18 protein-coding genes and 1 pseudogene are annotated in these 15,203 nt (G+C 70.6%); 7 read left to right on the top strand and 12 right to left on the bottom strand.

Going from position 1 to position 15,203, the window contains the following annotated elements:
• Positions 1–4 precede the first annotated feature (4 nt).
• On the bottom strand, positions 5–1,711 hold the full coding sequence (locus OG588_RS13360) for an FAD-dependent oxidoreductase (protein ID WP_405947458.1): 1,707 nt from the start codon (positions 1,709–1,711) through the stop codon (positions 5–7).
• Positions 1,712–1,956: 245 nt separating this feature from the next.
• Positions 1,957–2,853 carry a TIGR01777 family oxidoreductase gene (locus tag OG588_RS13355; protein WP_405947457.1) on the bottom strand — a complete coding sequence of 299 codons (897 nt, stop codon included), beginning with the start codon at positions 2,851–2,853 and terminating at the stop codon, positions 1,957–1,959.
• Between the two features lie 73 nt (positions 2,854–2,926).
• Between OG588_RS13355 and OG588_RS13350 the strand changes: the two genes are divergently transcribed.
• On the top strand, positions 2,927–3,415 hold the full coding sequence (locus tag OG588_RS13350) for a GNAT family N-acetyltransferase (protein ID WP_405947456.1): 489 nt from the start codon (positions 2,927–2,929) through the stop codon (positions 3,413–3,415).
• Between the two features lie 10 nt (positions 3,416–3,425).
• Here OG588_RS13350 and OG588_RS13345 read toward each other — a convergent pair whose 3' ends face one another.
• On the bottom strand, positions 3,426–4,610 hold the full coding sequence (locus OG588_RS13345) for a MarP family serine protease (RefSeq protein ID WP_405947455.1): 1,185 nt from the start codon (positions 4,608–4,610) through the stop codon (positions 3,426–3,428).
• Positions 4,611–4,798: 188 nt separating this feature from the next.
• Between OG588_RS13345 and OG588_RS13340 the strand changes: the two genes are divergently transcribed.
• Positions 4,799–5,620: a peptidoglycan recognition protein gene (locus OG588_RS13340; protein WP_405947454.1), complete on the top strand. Its 822-nt coding sequence runs from the start codon at positions 4,799–4,801 to the stop codon at positions 5,618–5,620.
• A pseudogene (locus OG588_RS13335) lies at positions 5,595–5,741 on the top strand (cobyrinic acid a,c-diamide synthase); the annotation flags it as partial. The gene OG588_RS13340 and the pseudogene OG588_RS13335, both read left to right, overlap by 26 nt.
• A 1-nt stretch (position 5,742) precedes the next feature.
• Here OG588_RS13335 and OG588_RS13330 read toward each other — a convergent pair.
• Positions 5,743–6,873, bottom strand: coding sequence for a lipid II:glycine glycyltransferase FemX (locus OG588_RS13330; RefSeq protein WP_405947453.1), 1,131 nt, complete (start codon positions 6,871–6,873; stop codon positions 5,743–5,745).
• 55 nt (positions 6,874–6,928) lie between these two features.
• On the bottom strand, positions 6,929–7,336 hold the full coding sequence (locus tag OG588_RS13325; RefSeq protein ID WP_405947452.1) for an ATP-binding protein: 408 nt from the start codon (positions 7,334–7,336) through the stop codon (positions 6,929–6,931).
• Positions 7,337–7,449: 113 nt separating this feature from the next.
• Between OG588_RS13325 and OG588_RS13320 the strand changes: the two genes are divergently transcribed.
• From OG588_RS13320 to OG588_RS13310, 3 genes are all read left to right on the top strand, one after another.
• On the top strand, positions 7,450–8,232 hold the full coding sequence (locus tag OG588_RS13320; RefSeq protein WP_405947451.1) for a helix-turn-helix domain-containing protein: 783 nt from the start codon (positions 7,450–7,452) through the stop codon (positions 8,230–8,232).
• Entirely contained in the window at positions 8,229–8,540 is a 312-nt protein-coding gene (locus OG588_RS13315) for a DUF397 domain-containing protein (protein ID WP_405947450.1), read from the top strand. Before OG588_RS13320 ends, OG588_RS13315 begins: the two co-directional genes overlap by 4 nt.
• A gap of 271 nt (positions 8,541–8,811) precedes the next feature.
• Positions 8,812–9,753 (top strand): hypothetical protein, encoded by a 942-nt coding sequence (locus OG588_RS13310; RefSeq protein ID WP_405947449.1) that lies wholly within the window; start codon positions 8,812–8,814, stop codon positions 9,751–9,753.
• Here OG588_RS13310 and OG588_RS13305 read toward each other — a convergent pair.
• A complete protein-coding gene (locus tag OG588_RS13305; RefSeq protein WP_405947448.1) occupies positions 9,696–10,031 on the bottom strand; it encodes a hypothetical protein in 336 nt (111 codons plus the stop codon). The two genes, OG588_RS13310 and OG588_RS13305, sit on opposite strands and share 58 nt — an antisense overlap.
• Before the next feature lie 129 nt (positions 10,032–10,160).
• On the opposite strand from OG588_RS13305, the gene OG588_RS13300 reads away from it, so the two are divergent.
• The gene (locus tag OG588_RS13300; RefSeq protein WP_405947447.1) at positions 10,161–10,391 is read left to right on the top strand and encodes a hypothetical protein; all 231 of its coding nucleotides are present in this window, start codon (positions 10,161–10,163) and stop codon (positions 10,389–10,391) included.
• A 46-nt stretch (positions 10,392–10,437) separates the two neighbouring features.
• On the opposite strand, the gene OG588_RS13295 is transcribed toward OG588_RS13300, so the two are convergent.
• The 6 genes from OG588_RS13295 to OG588_RS13270 all read right to left on the bottom strand — a co-directional run bounded on the left by OG588_RS13295 (position 10,438) and on the right by OG588_RS13270 (position 15,130).
• Positions 10,438–11,259, bottom strand: coding sequence for a S1 RNA-binding domain-containing protein (locus tag OG588_RS13295; protein ID WP_405947446.1), 822 nt, complete (start codon positions 11,257–11,259; stop codon positions 10,438–10,440).
• A 54-nt stretch (positions 11,260–11,313) separates the two neighbouring features.
• Positions 11,314–11,793: a hypothetical protein gene (locus tag OG588_RS13290; protein WP_405947445.1), complete on the bottom strand. Its 480-nt coding sequence runs from the start codon at positions 11,791–11,793 to the stop codon at positions 11,314–11,316.
• A gap of 298 nt (positions 11,794–12,091) precedes the next feature.
• Positions 12,092–12,865 (bottom strand): maleylpyruvate isomerase N-terminal domain-containing protein, encoded by a 774-nt coding sequence (locus OG588_RS13285; protein ID WP_405947444.1) that lies wholly within the window; start codon positions 12,863–12,865, stop codon positions 12,092–12,094.
• Between the two features lie 71 nt (positions 12,866–12,936).
• On the bottom strand, positions 12,937–13,533 hold the full coding sequence (locus OG588_RS13280; protein WP_405947443.1) for a carboxymuconolactone decarboxylase family protein: 597 nt from the start codon (positions 13,531–13,533) through the stop codon (positions 12,937–12,939).
• A 13-nt stretch (positions 13,534–13,546) separates the two neighbouring features.
• Positions 13,547–14,068 (bottom strand): DUF4240 domain-containing protein, encoded by a 522-nt coding sequence (locus OG588_RS13275; protein WP_405953115.1) that lies wholly within the window; start codon positions 14,066–14,068, stop codon positions 13,547–13,549.
• A 78-nt stretch (positions 14,069–14,146) separates the two neighbouring features.
• Positions 14,147–15,130, bottom strand: coding sequence for a helix-turn-helix transcriptional regulator (locus OG588_RS13270; protein WP_405947442.1), 984 nt, complete (start codon positions 15,128–15,130; stop codon positions 14,147–14,149).
• Between the last annotated feature and the right edge of the window lie 73 nt (positions 15,131–15,203).

The following is a 15,203-nucleotide window of genomic DNA, read 5'->3' as shown; positions in this document are numbered from 1 at the left end:
GATCTCAGGCCGCCTGTGTTGTCGGGATCGGGTCTGTTCGGTGCATCGACGCCGCCGCGCCCAGGTCCGCCAGGATCGCCGACGACGCCCGGTGACCCGAATGCAGAGCCCCCTGCACCGTGCTCGTGTCCCGGTGGTCGCCGCACACGTACAGGCCGGCCAACAGGCGTACGGGGCGCCGTAGATCGTGCGGTGGGCGCATGACCGGGACCGCCGTGGGGGTGTGGTGGACGGTGAGGGTCTCCCAGCGGGTGGTCGAGGTGCCGTAGAGGCGGGACAGGTGTATGCGTACGGCGGTGTCGATGTCCGGCGGGGGAGGGCCCAGGACCGTCGAGGAGACGAGGGCGCGGCCGGCGGGGGCGCGGCTGGGGTCTACCTCGCTGACGATCGCCGTGTGCGCGACCGGGCCGCCGCGGTCGGAGTCGAGGAGCAGGGCGGCTCCGGTCGTGGGCGGGGCGTCGGTCGTGTGGTGGACCACCGTCACCGGGTGGAAGTCGGGTACGCGCAGGCCGGGCAGGAGTTCGGCCGCCGCGCGCGCGTCCGTCGCGACGAGCACGGCCCGGCAGCGGATCTCGCCGTGCTCGGCCGTGGTCACCGATGTCGTCGATACGGCCGTCACGCGCACGCCGGTGTGCACGGTGCCCGGCGGCAGCGCCGCGGCGAGCACCTCGGGCAGCATCTCCGCGCCGCCCTCCGGCACACACAACCGACCGCTCGCGAAGGCGCGCAGCGCGAGATCCGCGCACCGGCTGGAGGTGGTCAACTCCGGGTCGCAGAGCAGCGCGGCGAGCAGGGGACGGAGGAACCCGTCGACGGTGCGTGCGGGGACCCCGCGAGCCGCGAGTGCCTGCCCTGCGGCCAACTCGGGCCGGGACAGGAGGCGTTCGACCGGCGTGCCCGCGAGGCGCGTCAGCGCGGTCCCGAGGCGGGCCTGGTCGACGGGGCCGCCGAGCGGGGCGCCGGAGCGGGGCCTGGGTACGGTCGAGGACCTTCGCGCGTCCACCGAGCGCTCCTTGAGCGCGGGTCCGCCCCAGGAGGAGTCCGCCCGGTTCCGGGGCGTCAGCGCGCCCCAGGAGGGGCCTGTTCGGTCCTTGGGCGCGGCACCGCCCCAGGTGGAGCCTGCTCGGTCCCTGAGCGCCGGACCGCCCCAGGAAGAACCCGCCCGGCCCCTGAGCGTGTCCCGGGTCGCGGCCTGGTCGGGTTCGGCCCCGTACCCGGAAGCACCTTCCGTACGGTCCCCAAGTGTCGCCCTGGCTTCTGGCGCCGCCGCGGCCCAGGAGGCACCCCCGCGTCCCCTTGCCACCGGCCCGCCCCACAAGGAGCCCCTCCGTACCGCCCCCGACCTGGGGGCGCTCGCCAGGGCGCGTACCGCGTGGAGTGCGCCCCTTGCGCTCCCTCCGGGCGCCGGGGTGCCCGCGTGGTGGTGGCGGCCGTCGCTGTGGAGGAGGACCCCCGGTGCGAAGGGGCGCAGCACCAGGGCGTCGAGGCCCGGGGTCAGGCGTAGTTCGGGGTACGAGGTGGACAGGAACTGTCCGATCCGGTCGAGCCGGAACCCGTCGACCTTCTCGGTCGACATACGGCCCCCCACGTAAGGGGCGGCCTCCAGGACCGCGGTCGTTACTCCTGCGCTGATCAGCCGATGCGCCGCAGCGAGTCCGGCGACCCCGGCTCCCACGACGACTACGTCCGCCTGGTACGCGGGCTCAAACACGTGCCCCTCCTCGACGTTGAGCGGCCGGTGGAGACGTCATGCCCCCAACAGCCTTCAGGGATACCCGAGTTCGGGTCGAGGTTAGGGCCGTGATCGGTCAAGGGGAGTCGCGCATACGCAGGGCACGGTCGCACAGCGGTCGCATACGGTCGCCGAGTGTCATCGGCAGGCGTCAAACGGTCATCGCCGCGCGCCTGTCCTTCGCCCGGCCCTCGCTCGTACTGTGCCCGGCCCTCGCCCGCCCTTTACAGCGCGGCCCGGATCGCTCCCTCGATCTCCGGGAACGCGAACGTGAACCCCGACTCCAACAGCCGCTTCGGCAGCACCCGTTGACTCCCCAGCACATCACCCGACATCTCACCGAGCACCAGCTTCAGCGCGGGCGCCGGCACCGTGAAGAGGTTCGGGCGGTGCAGCACGCGGCCCATCGCCGCCGCGATCTCACGGTTCGGCACCGGGTTCGGCGCGGTGAGGTTGAAGGGGCCGGACAGCCCGTCCGTGTCGATGAGATGCCGGATCGCCGCCACCTCGTCGTGCAGCGCGACGAACGACCAGTACTGCCGTCCGTTCCCGAACCGTCCCCCAAGTCCCGCCTTGTAGAGGGGGAACAGCTTGGCCCACGCCCCGCCCTCGCGCGCCACGACCAGCCCGGTCCGCGCGAACACCGTCCGCACGCCCGCCTCCTGCACGGGCGCCGTCGCCTCCTCCCACTCCGTGCACAGCGCGGGGAGGAAGCCGTCCCCAGGGGGTGCCGATTCATCCACGGCACGGTCGCCCGTCTCTCCGTAGAAGCCGATCGCGCTGCCGTTCACCCACACGCGCGGCGGCCGGTCCAGCGTGGCGACGGCCTCCGCGAGGGCCGCCGTGCCGAGCACGCGGCTGTCGCGGACCGTCTTCTTGTAGGCGTCCGTCCAGCGGTGGTCGCCGACCCCGGCACCGGCGAGGTTGACCACGGCGTCGCAGCCGTCGAGGCCGGCCGCGTCCACGTACTGCCCCTCGGGGTCCCAGCACACCTCGCCCGCGCCCCGGGCGCCGCGCCGCACCAGGCGCACCACCTCGTGCCCGTCCGCGGTCAGGGACCGGACCAGTGCGCTGCCGATGAGACCGGAGGCGCCGGTCACCGCGATTCGCGAGCGTTCCATGACGTCCATCCTGCCTCGTTGATCCGTAAAACCCCCATGAGGACGGCGCCGACCCCGCCGTACCCTGGCCCACATGTCCGAGCCGAACATACGCATCGCCCTGCCCGACGACGACGAGGAACTCGGCGCACTGGACCGCGCCACCTGGTCCACCCTGCACGCGGTCATGCCGCTGCCGCAGCCGCCGTACGGCTCCTTCTTCGACGCCCGGCACGCGCCCGGTGATCATCTGGTCGCCGAGCTCGACCGCCGGATCGTCGGCTACATCCGGCTGGGCGCCCCCACGGAGCTCGCCTGCAACGCGCACGTCCGGCAGATCCAGGGGCTCGCCGTCGCCGACGATGCGCGCGGCAAGGGGGTCGGCCGGGCGCTGGTCCGGGCGGTCGTGGCGGAGGCCCGGCGCCGGGGCGCACGCCGGCTCACGCTGCGCGTGCTCGGGCACAACGCCCCGGCGCGGCGGCTCTACGAGGCCGAGGGGTTCGTCGTCGAGGGCGTACTGCCCGAGGAGTTCCTGCTCGACGGGAAGTACGTCGACGACGTCTTCATGGGCCGAGCGCTGTGACCTGTTGTGCCTACGAGGTGACCAGGTCGCCCGTGTCCACCTCGGCGGTGGCGGTCGCCGCGCGCTGTGCGTCCCCGGAGACCTCGTCGGCCGTCAGCACGTACCCCGTCTCGTCGTCCGAGGTGGAGCGGGCGAAGACGACGCCGTAGACCTTGCCGCCGGTGGTCAGGAGGGGGCCGCCGGAGTTGCCGGGGCGGACCGTGGAGCGGATCGAGTAGATCTCGCGGGTGACCGTCCCGTCGTTGTAGATGTTCTGGCCGGTCGCGTTCACGCGGTTGGCGACGGTCGCGGCCTGGAGGTTCAGGTCGCCGTCCTGCGGATAGCCGGCCACCACGGCCGAGTCGCCGCGCGCCGCGCTGTCGTCGAAGCTCAGCACGGGCGCGGACAGCCCCGGCACGTACAGCACGGCGACGTCCTTCTGCGGGTCGAAGAGGACCACCCGTGCCTCGTACGACCGCCCGACCCCGCCGATGCGGACGGTCGGGTCGTCGATGCCGGCCACCACGTGCGCGTTGGTCATCACGTGCTGCGGGGCGTACACGAAGCCGCTGCCTTCGCGGCCCTGGGTGCCCGAGGAGCCCTCGATCTTGACCGTGCTCCGCTTGGAGGCGTTCGTCGCGGCGGCCGTGACGCTGTCGCCGGTGGGCTTGGCGACCTCGGCCGTCGACTCGTTCTCGAACGGGTTGAAGACCTGCGGGAAGCCCGCCTCGGTGAGCGCGGAGGTGGCCCGCGAGAACCACGTCGGTGTCGTCTCCGGCATCAACTTCTGCACGCTGCCCAGCAGCGTCGAGTCCTGGATCGCCGTCGTGACCGTCGCGGACGAGGACGCGCCCAGCACGCTCGCGGCCACCCACGCGACGATCATCACCGCCACCGAGTTCGCCGCGGCCCCGCCGATCCCGTCGGCCACCCGCAGCGGCCCCTGGTCCAGCTCCTTGCGCAGCTTGAGCGCGAGCCGCCCCGCCAGTTCGTGCCCCACCACCGACGGGGTGAGCACGGTGAGCACGGCGGTCACCGTCGCCGTCGTCGTCCCCGGAGTCACCAGGTCCATCACCCACGGCAGCACCCATACGCCGATGACCGCACCGCCCACGAACCCGGCGAGCGACACACATCCGGCGACGAGGCCGCGCCGGTACCCCGACGCCGCGTAGGCGAGGATCACCAGCAACAACAGCAGGTCGAGCAGGTCCACGGAGCCGCCTTTCTCTCGGAACCCTTAGTACGCGAGGAACGGGCCCACTGATCAGTCACGCGCGCGTGGCCTCCGTCAACCCTCCACGCGTGCGTGTACCCCCAGAAACGTGCCGGACCAGGACGATGGTTCCACCGGGTGGCACAGCACACATCGCGGACGGACCGAATCCGGCCGAGAGTGTCACCATGCGTGTCCTGAGAAGAACGCCGGGTGCACGAAGACGACGGCGGCGGGCCCGAATACTCCGCATACCCCGCGCGGCGGTCGTTCTGCTGGCCTGCCTGCCCGGCCTCGCCGCCGTCCTGGTGCTCGCCCTGTGCGCGAACGGCATCGGCCACCACGCCACGACAGCCGTACGCCGACCGGTCGCGGCCCGCCCGGCGACCCTCCAGCACGGCGCGCCCAAGCCGCACATCGTCCCGCGCTCGGCCTGGCTCGACGCCCTCTCCCGGCACGCGCAGCCGCCGCCGCGCTACGACGACAAGGTCGTCGCCGTCTTCGTCCACCACACGGACTCGCCGAACGGCTACGACTGCGCGGACGCGCCCCGCATCATCCGGTACCTGTACGCCGGCCAGACCGGGGTCCGGGACTGGGACGACATCGGCTACAACTTCCTCGTCGACCACTGCGGGACGATCTACGAGGGGCGCGCGGGGGGTGTCGACCGGGCGGTCACCGGGGCGCACACGCAGGGGTTCAATCACCGTACGGCGGGGATCGCGGCGATCGGGACGTTCACGGCGGGGATGGCGGTGCCGAAGGCGATGACCGATGCGATCGCTGCGCTGGCTGCGTGGAAGTTGGGGCTCGCGGATGTGGACCCGCGGGCGAAGGCGCGGCTGGTGTCCAGCAACAGCCTCAGCCGGTACGCCAGCGGTGCGACGGCGGTGCTGCCTGCGCTGGCGGGGCACAAGGACGGGTACATGACGAGTTGTCCGGGGGCGGCGTTGTTGGCTCGGCTTCCGGAGGTTCGGGAGGTGGCGGCGCGGTTGCAAGGGCGTTGAATCGCCCCCGCCGCCCCTACCCGTCCCATCCCCGGGGGCTGCGCCCCCGGACCCCGCTCGGTCGGATGTTGGGTGCGGGTGCGTGGGGGCTGGTCGCGCAGTTCCCCGCGCCCCTAGGGGGTCTACCTGCGGGCGAGATAGACCCCCAACGCCCGTTGCAGGACCTTCCCTTGGGTTCCCACCGGGCGTTCCCACTCACCCAGGTACTCCACTGCTCGGCCGCCCGCTCCCGTCTTGAAGAGGAGGCGGCCGACGAGGCGGTCCTCGGCGATCAGGGACGGGGTGATGGAGCGGAGGTCGTAGGTGTCCGCGCCGGAGTCCAGGGCCTCGCAGAGCATGCGCCACAACAGGAGGCTGCTGGGGCGGAGTTCGCGGCCGCGGCGGCCGGAGGCGGGGTAGGAGTGCCAGACGCGGGGGCCGGTGCTGATCATCAGGGCGGAGGACAGGACCTCGTCGTCGTACTCGGCGAGGTAGATCCGCAGCCGGTCCGACTCCTCGGCGTTCAACGCCTGCCACATGCGCCGGAAGTAGTCCAGGGGGCGGGGCTTGAAGCCGTCGCGCTCAGCCGTCGCCCGGTACAGGCGGTGGAACGCGGGCAGATCGTCGGCCGAACCCCAGAAGACCCCGACCCCGCCGCCTTCAGCCGTCTGCAGCGACCGCAACCAGTTGGGGGAGAGCGCGGCCCGCAATTCGTTCACCGACCGCCCGGCCAACGGGATTTGGCAGCCGTAGCGAGGCTGTCCGAGTCCGAACCCGCTCCCGTCCTCCTCCTTGCAGCGCCGCCACCCGAGGCGCTTGAGCCGCTCCGCCGCGTCCAGCGCGTAGCCGTCGATGCCGTCCGTGGGCAGGTCGCGCAGATGCCGTACGGAGGGGTCGGCGACGCCCGCCGCGACGGTGGCCGCGTCCCAGTGCCGGACGACGAGCGGCGGGCCGATGCGGACCGAGAACGCGCCCTCCTTCTCCAGGTGCGCGATCAGGGGATCCAGGTACCGTTCCGGGCGCTGGCTGTGCCAGTCGATGGCCGGCCCGTCGGGGAGGTAGGCGAGGAAACGACCGGTGCCGGGGAACGCCCGATACAGGACGAGTGCTACGGCGATCATCGCCTCGCCCTCGAACCAACCCACGCTCTCCGCCGTCCAGTCGGGCTTCACGTCCGCCCACTCGGGGATCTGGAGATGGCTCGCGTCCGGGTGCAGCCGGAGATGGGCGAGGTGTTCCTCGCGGGTGATCCCCTTCACGTACGGGCTGGTCATGGGCGCGGGCTCCTGTTCGGCGGCGGCCACCGTAAGCCGGGGCTCACCGGGCGGGTCAAGACTTCACGGCTGTGAACTCCGCCCACACCTGTTTGCCGCGTCGGCCCTGTCTGGGCGTGACACCCCACTGGCCGGCCACGGACGCGATCAGGAAAATGCCCCGTCCGCTCTCCGTATCCCAGTCGGGTTCGGTGTACCAGACGGGCAGTTCGGGCGAACGATCGGCGACGGCCACCCGAACCCCGCCTTCTGGGAGCACGCGGAGGTGCAGTTTGCACTCCGGGGACTTCACGTGGCGGTGGACGTTGGCGAGCATCTCGGTCACGCAGAGCGTTGCGGCGTCGGCGAACTCGGGGTACCCCCAGGCGGTGAGCTGCTCCCGGACGACTTGGCGTGCGGCGGCGAACCCCTCTGGTTCCGCGAGGAGTTGGAGCACGACTTCTGGGGGCGATTGTGTGTGCATGCGCTCACGGTGGGTTATATGTGGCTAGCCTGAACAGGACTTTCGGAGGCACACAAGGGAGTGTGCGGGCAAGGGGGTTGGCTGTGCAGGACGGTGTCGAGGGGTCGTCGAGCATGAAGATGTTCGGCGCGGTGTCGCGTGCGCTGCGGGAAGCGCAAGGGAGTACGCGGGAGCAGTTCGGGGCGCATGTGGGGTACTCGGCGTCGCAGGTGGCGATGGTGGAGCGCGGCGAGCGGATGCCGAGCCTGCAGTTCATCGCACGGGCAGGGGAGTTCTTGCACGCGCGGGTTGCGATCGATGCGGCGGCGGAGCATCTGGAGCGGCGGCGGTATCCGTCGTGGTTCGACGACTATGTGGAGCGGGAGGCGGAGGCGGTCAGTCTCTGGTCCTACGACACCCATGTCATCAAGGGGCTTGTGCAGACGGAGGATTACGCGCGGGCCGTGCTGAGCGCGCGAGTGCCGGTGTTGGACGACGAGACGATCGAGCACCGTGTGCAGGCCCGGTTGGCACGGCAGTCGCTGCTCACCCGCGTGCCGCCCGTGTCGCTGGCGCTGGTCATCGAGGAGTGGGTGTTGAGGCGGCCGATCGGTGGACGAGCGGTCCTCAAGGGGCAGTTGGAGCGGTTGCTGGAACTCGGGGAGAAGCGGAACATCTCGATTCAGGTGATGCCGACGGACGTTGAGGCGCACGCCGGGTTCAACGGTGGGTGGACGCTGCTGGAGACGCCCAAGCGGGAATGGGTCGCGTACGTTGAAGGTCAGGCCGGGGGTCTGGTGATCGAAGATCGCGAAGAAGTCAGCGCGATGTTCCAGCGGTTTGGCATGATCCGGTCTCAGGCGCTCCCGCCGGGGGAGTCCGCGAAGCTGATCGAGGGGTTGGTGGGCGAGCTATGAGCACCGCAGATCTGACGTGGTTCAAGTTCAGCTACAGCGGGGACGCCGGCGGGCAATGCCTCGAAGTCGCCCTGGAATGGCGGAAGTCGTCGTACAGCGGTGACGCGGGCGGTGACTGCCTCGAAGTCGCCCTGGAGTGGCGGAAGTCGTCGTACAGCGGTGACGCCGGCGGCGAATGCCTCGAAGTAGCCCTCGAACCAGCCCAACCCACGGTCCACATCCGTGACTCGAAGGCCAAGTCCGGTTCCACGCTGGCGTTTCCGCTGGGTGAGTGGACGGCGTTCGTGGGCTTCGCCGCCGGGGCGTAGTCCGCGGACCCCCACCTCCAGGAGGTACCCCCCAGAAGTGTGACACTCTGCGCCGAACTGTCACACTTTCGCGGGGAGGGTCCCCTCTGGCGGGGTTCGGCAAGGGGCGTTCTCGCTGGACGAATGGTCGAGTTTCGTAAACTTGGCTGCAAAGTCGGCGCTACAGTAATCACGTTCTCACCCTCCGTGTGTCGACACGGAGCGGCCCTCAGCGGTGCGCCAACACCAACCTGAGGGCCTACACCGACGAGTGGAAAACAGGTCCACCGCAATGCTCCAGCATGCTATCCCGCCTGCCCGCTTCTTCTCCCAGACCCCCAATGAGATCATCCGGCACCCCCGCCTCAACGGGACCGCCGTTCGACTCCTCCAGTGGGCGCTCTCCCTCCCCGAGGGTTCGAGGGAAACCGTGCAGTCCCTCGGCGAGAAGATGCCGGAAGGCCGCCTCGCCGTTCGCAAGGCCCGGCGGCAACTGGAAGAAGAGGGCTACCTCCACACCCGGCGCAGCCAGAACCCCGAGACCGGCCAGTGGTCCACCCAAGTGCTCGTATCCAACGTGGCGTTGACCGTCCCGGAGGAGATCGCCGCCGCGTTCGGGACCGTACGCCCCTCTTCCGATCCTGATCCGAGTGACCAGGACCCGCCGGTCGGGGGCGGGGCGGACCAGGCCGTCGGCGCATACCCCTTGGGCGAGAACACCGAGGAAAACACCCCCAACCAGCCAGTGCCGCCAGGTGAGTTGGAGACCGGCGCCGCGAACTTCCTTGCCCGGCTCGGCGACCGAACCCCCGCCCTGCGCCTCGGCGCCAGTGAGATCGAACGGCTCGTGCCCCACGTCGCCCGCTGGCAGGCGCTCGGGGCGACGGAGGCCGACCTGTACCAGGCCCTCACCACCGACCTGCCCCACCCCGTGCGATCCGCGGCCGCCCTTGTCCAGTACCGCCTGGAAGCCCGGACTCCGGCAATCACCGCTCCACGCAAGCGGGTTGAGACGCTGGCCGAGTGCGGGGAGTGCCGCGACCCGTTGCCGCGAGGTGTGCGTACGGGCATCTGCCGCAGCTGCGCCGGACTGGTCCCGGCACCATCCGTACCGGCTCCAACTCCCGTGTCACTCAACGGGATCGCGTTGGTGAGGGCCGCGCTGTCAGGGGTGTGTCATGAGGCGATGGGGCGGTCGGACAGGTGGGCCAGTTCCGTGAAGAACGCGCGGTAGAGCGGCTCGTCGGTGGTCTGGATCTCGACGGTGACGAGCCCGTGCCTGGAACTCGTCGTGCTCGCGTAGATCGGTTCGTCGAGCTCCTCGACGTTGCCGAAGTGCAGCCGGGTCAAGCCGTTCCTGCGCGCCTCGGCCCGTACCTTCAGCCAGCTCAACGGGGCCCGGTACGAGCTGATGATGCGATTCCGCCGGAACAGCTCGAAGATCCCGTGATCGACCCGCAGATGGACGCGGTCATGCTCGAAGACCTTGTGGTCGCACGCGAACGGCTCCATGCCGGTGAAGATATCCGACCCCCCGATCGGCCCCGACCGGCGCTCACAGGTTTCTCGCAGGCAACTCACCGAGTCCCCCGAGACAAGCTCCCTATCGTCATGCACACGCACTGACTGGAGGTGGGGAAAATGAACAGCAGTCACTCCAACACCACGGAGAAGTCGGCCGGTTGGGCCAAGTCCGCCCGCGGCCCCTGGGCGGTGGTCTGCGCGGTCGCGACTGTGATCCTCGGCCCGGCCGCCGTCACGGCCTCCGCGCTCGACCAGGCCAACGCGGCCCCGATGCACCACGCGGTACGGGCCGACCAGACGCAGGCCTACATCTCGACGGACACGACCCGCCGCCGGACCGCCGCCTAGTGCTGTGACGGTGTGGGCTCACCGGGTTCGGGCCGAGGCCTCGCCTCTATGAGGCCTGGCGTCGGGAGAGAGCCAACCTGCGCCGCTGTCGGTCGATTTCGGTGACGACGACCGTGACCTCGTCGCCGACCTGGACCACGTCCTCCGGAGTCTCCACAGGCATTGGGGCGAGTTCTCGGAGATGAACCAGTCCCTCAACGCTGTCGGCGACCCGGACGAAGGCACCGAACGGGACCAACTTGGTGACCTGTCCGTGCAGCCTCTGGCCCACCGCGAGCCCTTCGACGAACGCTGCGAAAGGGTCCGGCTGCATCGCCTTCAGGGACAGCCTCGCCTCTCCGTTCCAGTCGTCGAACTGGAGGAACTCGCATGAGATGTGCTGTCCGACGTGCACGACGTCCGACATCGCCTCGACATGCCGCCACGACAGTTCGGCGACCGTGATGAACCCGACGCCGGGGAAGACCGGGTGGTCAGGGCCGTCGTCCAGCGACACGAACACACCGAACCGCTCGATCGCCGCGACCGTCCCGGAGAGAATCTCACCGCGCCGACGCGATGCCAGGAACGCCCAGAGCTCCGGGTTCCCGGTGGCGGTCATCGCCAGCCGGACCCGGCCCCCGTCCGGGTCGACGGCCGTCACTTCGGCGGTGATCCGCCGGCCGACCTCCAGGGCCGTGGCGTCATGCCAGAGCCAGGAAACGTCTGCCTGCGAGACGATCCCCAGCGGGCGTGCGGGGAACCCGTCCAGGGTCACCGCCGCCCCGTGCGACCGCGTGACCTCTGCGACCGTCCCGCTGCACAGGTCGCCGACGTGGATCCCGGCCAGGAAGTCCCGAGAAGCCTGATCGTCCGGCGCTGCCCCCATGCCGTCCAGCCTCTCATGGGGAGCCGTGCGCCGACCCTGATCCAGCCGCAGTCGTCAGCGGGCGGCGACCAGTTGCTGTGTGCTGGTGACCGTGCCGTCCGCGTGCTGGGTGAGGCGGAGGACCAGGACGTGTCGGCGGTCGGCCGGAGCGGTCACATAGAGGGGGCGGCCCTTGTTCAGGCCGGGGGCCTTGAACTGCATCCGGGAGCCGAAGGCTCCGGCGGCGCTGTTGCAGCCCTTGGCCAGGGTGCGGCCGAAGGGGTCGTGGTCGTGCCGGGTGGCGTCGACGTCGTAGTCGACGAGCTTGTCGTCGGGCTTGGCGACCGTCCCGACGTTCATCGTGACCCAGGCGTGGACCTTCACGTCCGAGCAGACGGTGACCGTGCTGACGGCCGTCGGGTCCGGGTCGTTGAGTTCCCTGCCCTCGGCCTGTTCTCCGACCAGCAGCATGGTGCCGACCGCCGCGCCGGTCAGTACGACGACGAGGGCGGCACCGAGCAGAACCATCGAACGCGGGCGAACGATCGGGAACATGACCCCTCCGGGGGTGACTGTGGGCGGCACTTGTCCGTCAACTCGCCCGGGGTGAACGGGCGTTGTTGTCCCATAGGAGACCCGCGGTCAGACGGAAGTTCCGAACGGAGTCGCATCAAGACGCCCTTGTGACACAGGAGTTGACGCGACGTCACAGATGCGGGAGGGGCGCGTTCGTCATATCTGGTCGCGACCGGGCCCGCAGCCTGCCCGTAGCCGCGCGATGTCCGCAACCCCGGGCCCGGTGGTGCACGCAGGAGCGCGCACACCACCGACAGTTGCGTCACAAGTGCGCGCTCTACGCGTTCGGGTCCCAGTCCGCGAGCTGCTCCATCGGCTCGGTGTCGCCGGTGGTCTCCAGGCCGTCGAGCGGGACGCGCGCGTAGAAGTAGAGGACCAGTTCGCTCGCTGCGCCTCGCATCGCCATGTCGCCCGGCTCCGCGTCGGCGGCGAGGTCGTCGCAGTGGACGCCGTCGGTGTTCAGGGTCAGGCGCCAGGAGCGGCCCTCGGTCGTGTGCAGGTCGATGGTCGCCGGCTTGAACGGCCAAGGGACGGTCGTCGCCGAGACGGTCGTCAGGAACTCGTCTACGCCCTCGACCGCGACGTCCGTCGACAGCGGCTGTGCGGCGCCCTGGGTGAGCTGGGCGTCGTAGGTGTGGACGGCGATCTCCTGAATCTGGTGCCGGGCCACGGCTCCGCTGGTCTCCGGGGCCTGCGAGCGGCCCCACCAGGTCCAGCAGCCGCGGTCCGGGCCGGCCTCGCGCAGCGCGTCGAGCATGAGCTCGGTCGACTCGGCGAGCCAGGCGTCCAGGGCCTCGTGGTCACGGGGTGCGGTCGGGGCGCCCTTCGGGTCCGTCCTCGCCGGGGGCTCGGCGCCCGGTCCCGCCGCGACGATGGCGGCCTGGCGGCGGCGGCCGTCACCGAGGTGCTGCGCCAGTTCGCGCAGCGTCCAGTCCGGGCAGGTCGGGACCTGGACGTCGAGGTCGGGGGCGGACGCTATCGCAGCGCGGAACGCGGCCGAGCGGTCTTCGATCAGCCGCAGGACCTCGGGAAACTCCAAGATGTTGTGCACGACGGTTGTGTATCACGGTGCTCCGGCCGCCGGGTAGCGAATTTGTCGGACGAACGCGCCTGTGTCCGCCCCTACTGGCGGCCCATGCCCAGGTACTTCTCGCCCGCCGGATCGATGTCCACGCCCAGCCCGTTCAGGAGACCGGCCAGCATCGTGTAGTACCCGACCGTCGTGATCAGCTCGACCACCTGACGGTCGGTCAGGTGTTTGCGCAGGGTGCCCAACGTGGTGTCCGTGAGCGTGTGTTGGGTCATCAGCTCCTCCGTCGCCGTCAGCAGCGCCGACTCGACCTCGTCGAACTCGCCCTCCTCGGGCCGGAGTTCGACGACCGCCGCCAACTGGTCGGTGGTGACCCCCGCGTGGAGCGCTATCGGGCGGTGCTGGACGATCCCGTAGGCGCAGTCGGTGCGTGCCGCCACCGACATCACCACCAGCTCGCGCAACCGCACCGGTATCGACGACCCGAGCACGCCCATGCCAAGGTCGATCGCCGGACCCGTCAGATCCGGGGCGTGGGAGAACATGCGGAACGCGTTCAACGGGGTGGGAAGCGCGTCCACGGCCTTGGCGGAACGCTCCGGGTACGGTATTCGAGCCACGGTGACCTCACTGGGATCCGGGATCCGGTCGATCGAGCCCATCGACTCGGTCGAGGGGTGGGCACTCATCGCCGTACCCCTCTCACTCCTGCCGGAACCTCTCCCGCAGCTTCGGGAAACGTTCCGCGAGCACGGCCTCGTTCTCCAGATTGAGCGGCGCCCCGAGCGGCTCGGCGGGCGCCGGCGGAATCCCCAGGTCGGGGGCGACGGTACCGGTCAACTGCTCGTACGCCTCGTCCGCCGCGTACCCCAGTTCCTCACCGTCGCCGTCGATCTCGTCGTCGAAGTCGTCGATGAGCTCGGCCAGCGAGTCGGGGTCGTGCACGGCACCCTCGTACACCTCACGGCCCTGACCGATCAGCCAGCACCGGAAGAAGTCGAACGCGTCGTCGCTCGCGCCGTCCAGCAGCACCCACGCGGCACCCCAGAGGTCCCACGTGTACGCGCGGTTGTAACGGGCCTCGAAATGCCGGGCGAAGTCCAGGACCAGCTCCGGGTCCAACAGCAGAAGCCGGTCGACGAGCAGGTCGGCCTGCTCCTCGGGGTCGCCCTCGGCGGCCTCGCGGGTGGCGTCCACCAACTCCCAGAACTCCGTCTCGTCCATCACGGGTCAAGCATCGGGCCTGGAGGGGGTGCGCGCACGCGGAGTGCAGCGGATTGTCACCTGGAGCGGGGCAGATCGTTATGGGCGGCGATACAGCGCGGCCAGCCGTAGCGCGTCGTCCGTGAAGCGTGCCCGCAGACTCTCCGGTGCCAGCACCTCCACGTCCGGGCCGAGCCCCGCGAGCTGGCTGTGGGCCACCTCCTCGGACTCCACCGGCAGGGTCAACGTCACCCACTCGTCGTCGTTCTCCGGGTCGCCCGCGACCTCCAGCGCCTCCCTCGCGGCGGCCGGATCGACGGCGTACGGCAGCCTCCGCGCACCGTCCGGCGACAGCCGCACCACGACCTCCGCCCGCAGGATCGACCGCGCGAACTGCTCCGCCCGTTCCTCCCAGAACGCCGGAAGGTCGAAATCCGGGTCCCGTACGAAGCGTTCGGCGCTCGGCTCCACCGCCGTGAACCGGTCGATGCGGTACACCCGATAGGAATCGAGGGTGGCGGTGACCCGCGCGCACAGGTACCAGACCCCCGCCTTGAGGACGAGTCCGTACGGCTCCAGTTCCCGTTCGACGTCGGAGTCGTCGCGCCGGTACCGCGCGACCATCCTCCGGTCGTCCCACACCGCGTCCGCTGCGGCGGGGAGCAGTTCGGGTGTCTTGGGCTCGGTGAACCAGCCGGGGGCGTCGAGGTGGAACCGCTGGGCCGCCGCCCGCGAGGCATCCGACAGGGAGGGCATCAAGGCTGCGGACACCTTCAACCGCGCAGCCGACGCGGCGTCCTCCAACCCCATCTCGCGCAACGCCCCCGGCACCCCGCTCAGGAAGAGCGCCTCGGCCTCGCCACGGGCCAGCCCGGTGAGCCGGGTCCGGTACCCGCCGACCAGCCGATACCCGCCGGCCCGCCCTCGATCCGCGTACACAGGGACGCCCGCCTCGGACAGTGCCTGCGCGTCCCGGGTGATGGTCCGCTCGGAGACTTCCAGCTCCTGTGCCAGTTCGGCGGCGGTCATGGAGGCGCGGGACTGGAGCAGCAGCACCATTTTGATCAGGCGGGCAGCGCGCATGCCTTCATGATGAGGGATCTCGCCCCCGCCGCCCCTACCCGTCCCATCCCCAGGGGCTCCGGTCCCGGGGGCC

This window comes from Streptomyces prunicolor, from assembly GCF_045162825.1.
In the GTDB taxonomy this organism is placed as follows: Bacteria; Actinomycetota; Actinomycetes; order Streptomycetales; family Streptomycetaceae; genus Streptomyces; species Streptomyces prunicolor.
Note: the sequence above shows the minus strand (reverse complement) of the source record. Positions and strands in the feature narration are given on the sequence as shown.

Bases quoted from the DNA above. Each gene is read 5' to 3' on its own strand.
- OG588_RS13355 (WP_405947457.1), bottom strand. From the start codon at position 2,853: ATGGAACGCTCGCGAATCGCGGTGACCGGCGCCTCCGGTCTCATCGGC.
- OG588_RS13350 (WP_405947456.1), top strand. From the start codon at position 2,927: ATGTCCGAGCCGAACATACGCATCGCCCTGCCCGACGACGACGAGGAA.
- OG588_RS13340 (WP_405947454.1), top strand. From the start codon at position 4,799: ATGCGTGTCCTGAGAAGAACGCCGGGTGCACGAAGACGACGGCGGCGG.
- OG588_RS13330 (WP_405947453.1), bottom strand. From the start codon at position 6,873: ATGACCAGCCCGTACGTGAAGGGGATCACCCGCGAGGAACACCTCGCC.
- OG588_RS13325 (WP_405947452.1), bottom strand. From the start codon at position 7,336: ATGCACACACAATCGCCCCCAGAAGTCGTGCTCCAACTCCTCGCGGAA.
- OG588_RS13320 (WP_405947451.1), top strand. From the start codon at position 7,450: ATGAAGATGTTCGGCGCGGTGTCGCGTGCGCTGCGGGAAGCGCAAGGG.
- OG588_RS13315 (WP_405947450.1), top strand. From the start codon at position 8,229: ATGAGCACCGCAGATCTGACGTGGTTCAAGTTCAGCTACAGCGGGGAC.
- OG588_RS13310 (WP_405947449.1), top strand. From the start codon at position 8,812: ATGCTCCAGCATGCTATCCCGCCTGCCCGCTTCTTCTCCCAGACCCCC.
- OG588_RS13305 (WP_405947448.1), bottom strand. From the start codon at position 10,031: ATGGAGCCGTTCGCGTGCGACCACAAGGTCTTCGAGCATGACCGCGTC.
- OG588_RS13300 (WP_405947447.1), top strand. From the start codon at position 10,161: ATGAACAGCAGTCACTCCAACACCACGGAGAAGTCGGCCGGTTGGGCC.
- OG588_RS13295 (WP_405947446.1), bottom strand. From the start codon at position 11,259: ATGGGGGCAGCGCCGGACGATCAGGCTTCTCGGGACTTCCTGGCCGGG.
- OG588_RS13290 (WP_405947445.1), bottom strand. From the start codon at position 11,793: ATGTTCCCGATCGTTCGCCCGCGTTCGATGGTTCTGCTCGGTGCCGCC.
- OG588_RS13280 (WP_405947443.1), bottom strand. From the start codon at position 13,533: ATGAGTGCCCACCCCTCGACCGAGTCGATGGGCTCGATCGACCGGATC.
- OG588_RS13275 (WP_405953115.1), bottom strand. From the start codon at position 14,068: ATGGACGAGACGGAGTTCTGGGAGTTGGTGGACGCCACCCGCGAGGCC.
- OG588_RS13270 (WP_405947442.1), bottom strand. From the start codon at position 15,130: ATGCGCGCTGCCCGCCTGATCAAAATGGTGCTGCTGCTCCAGTCCCGC.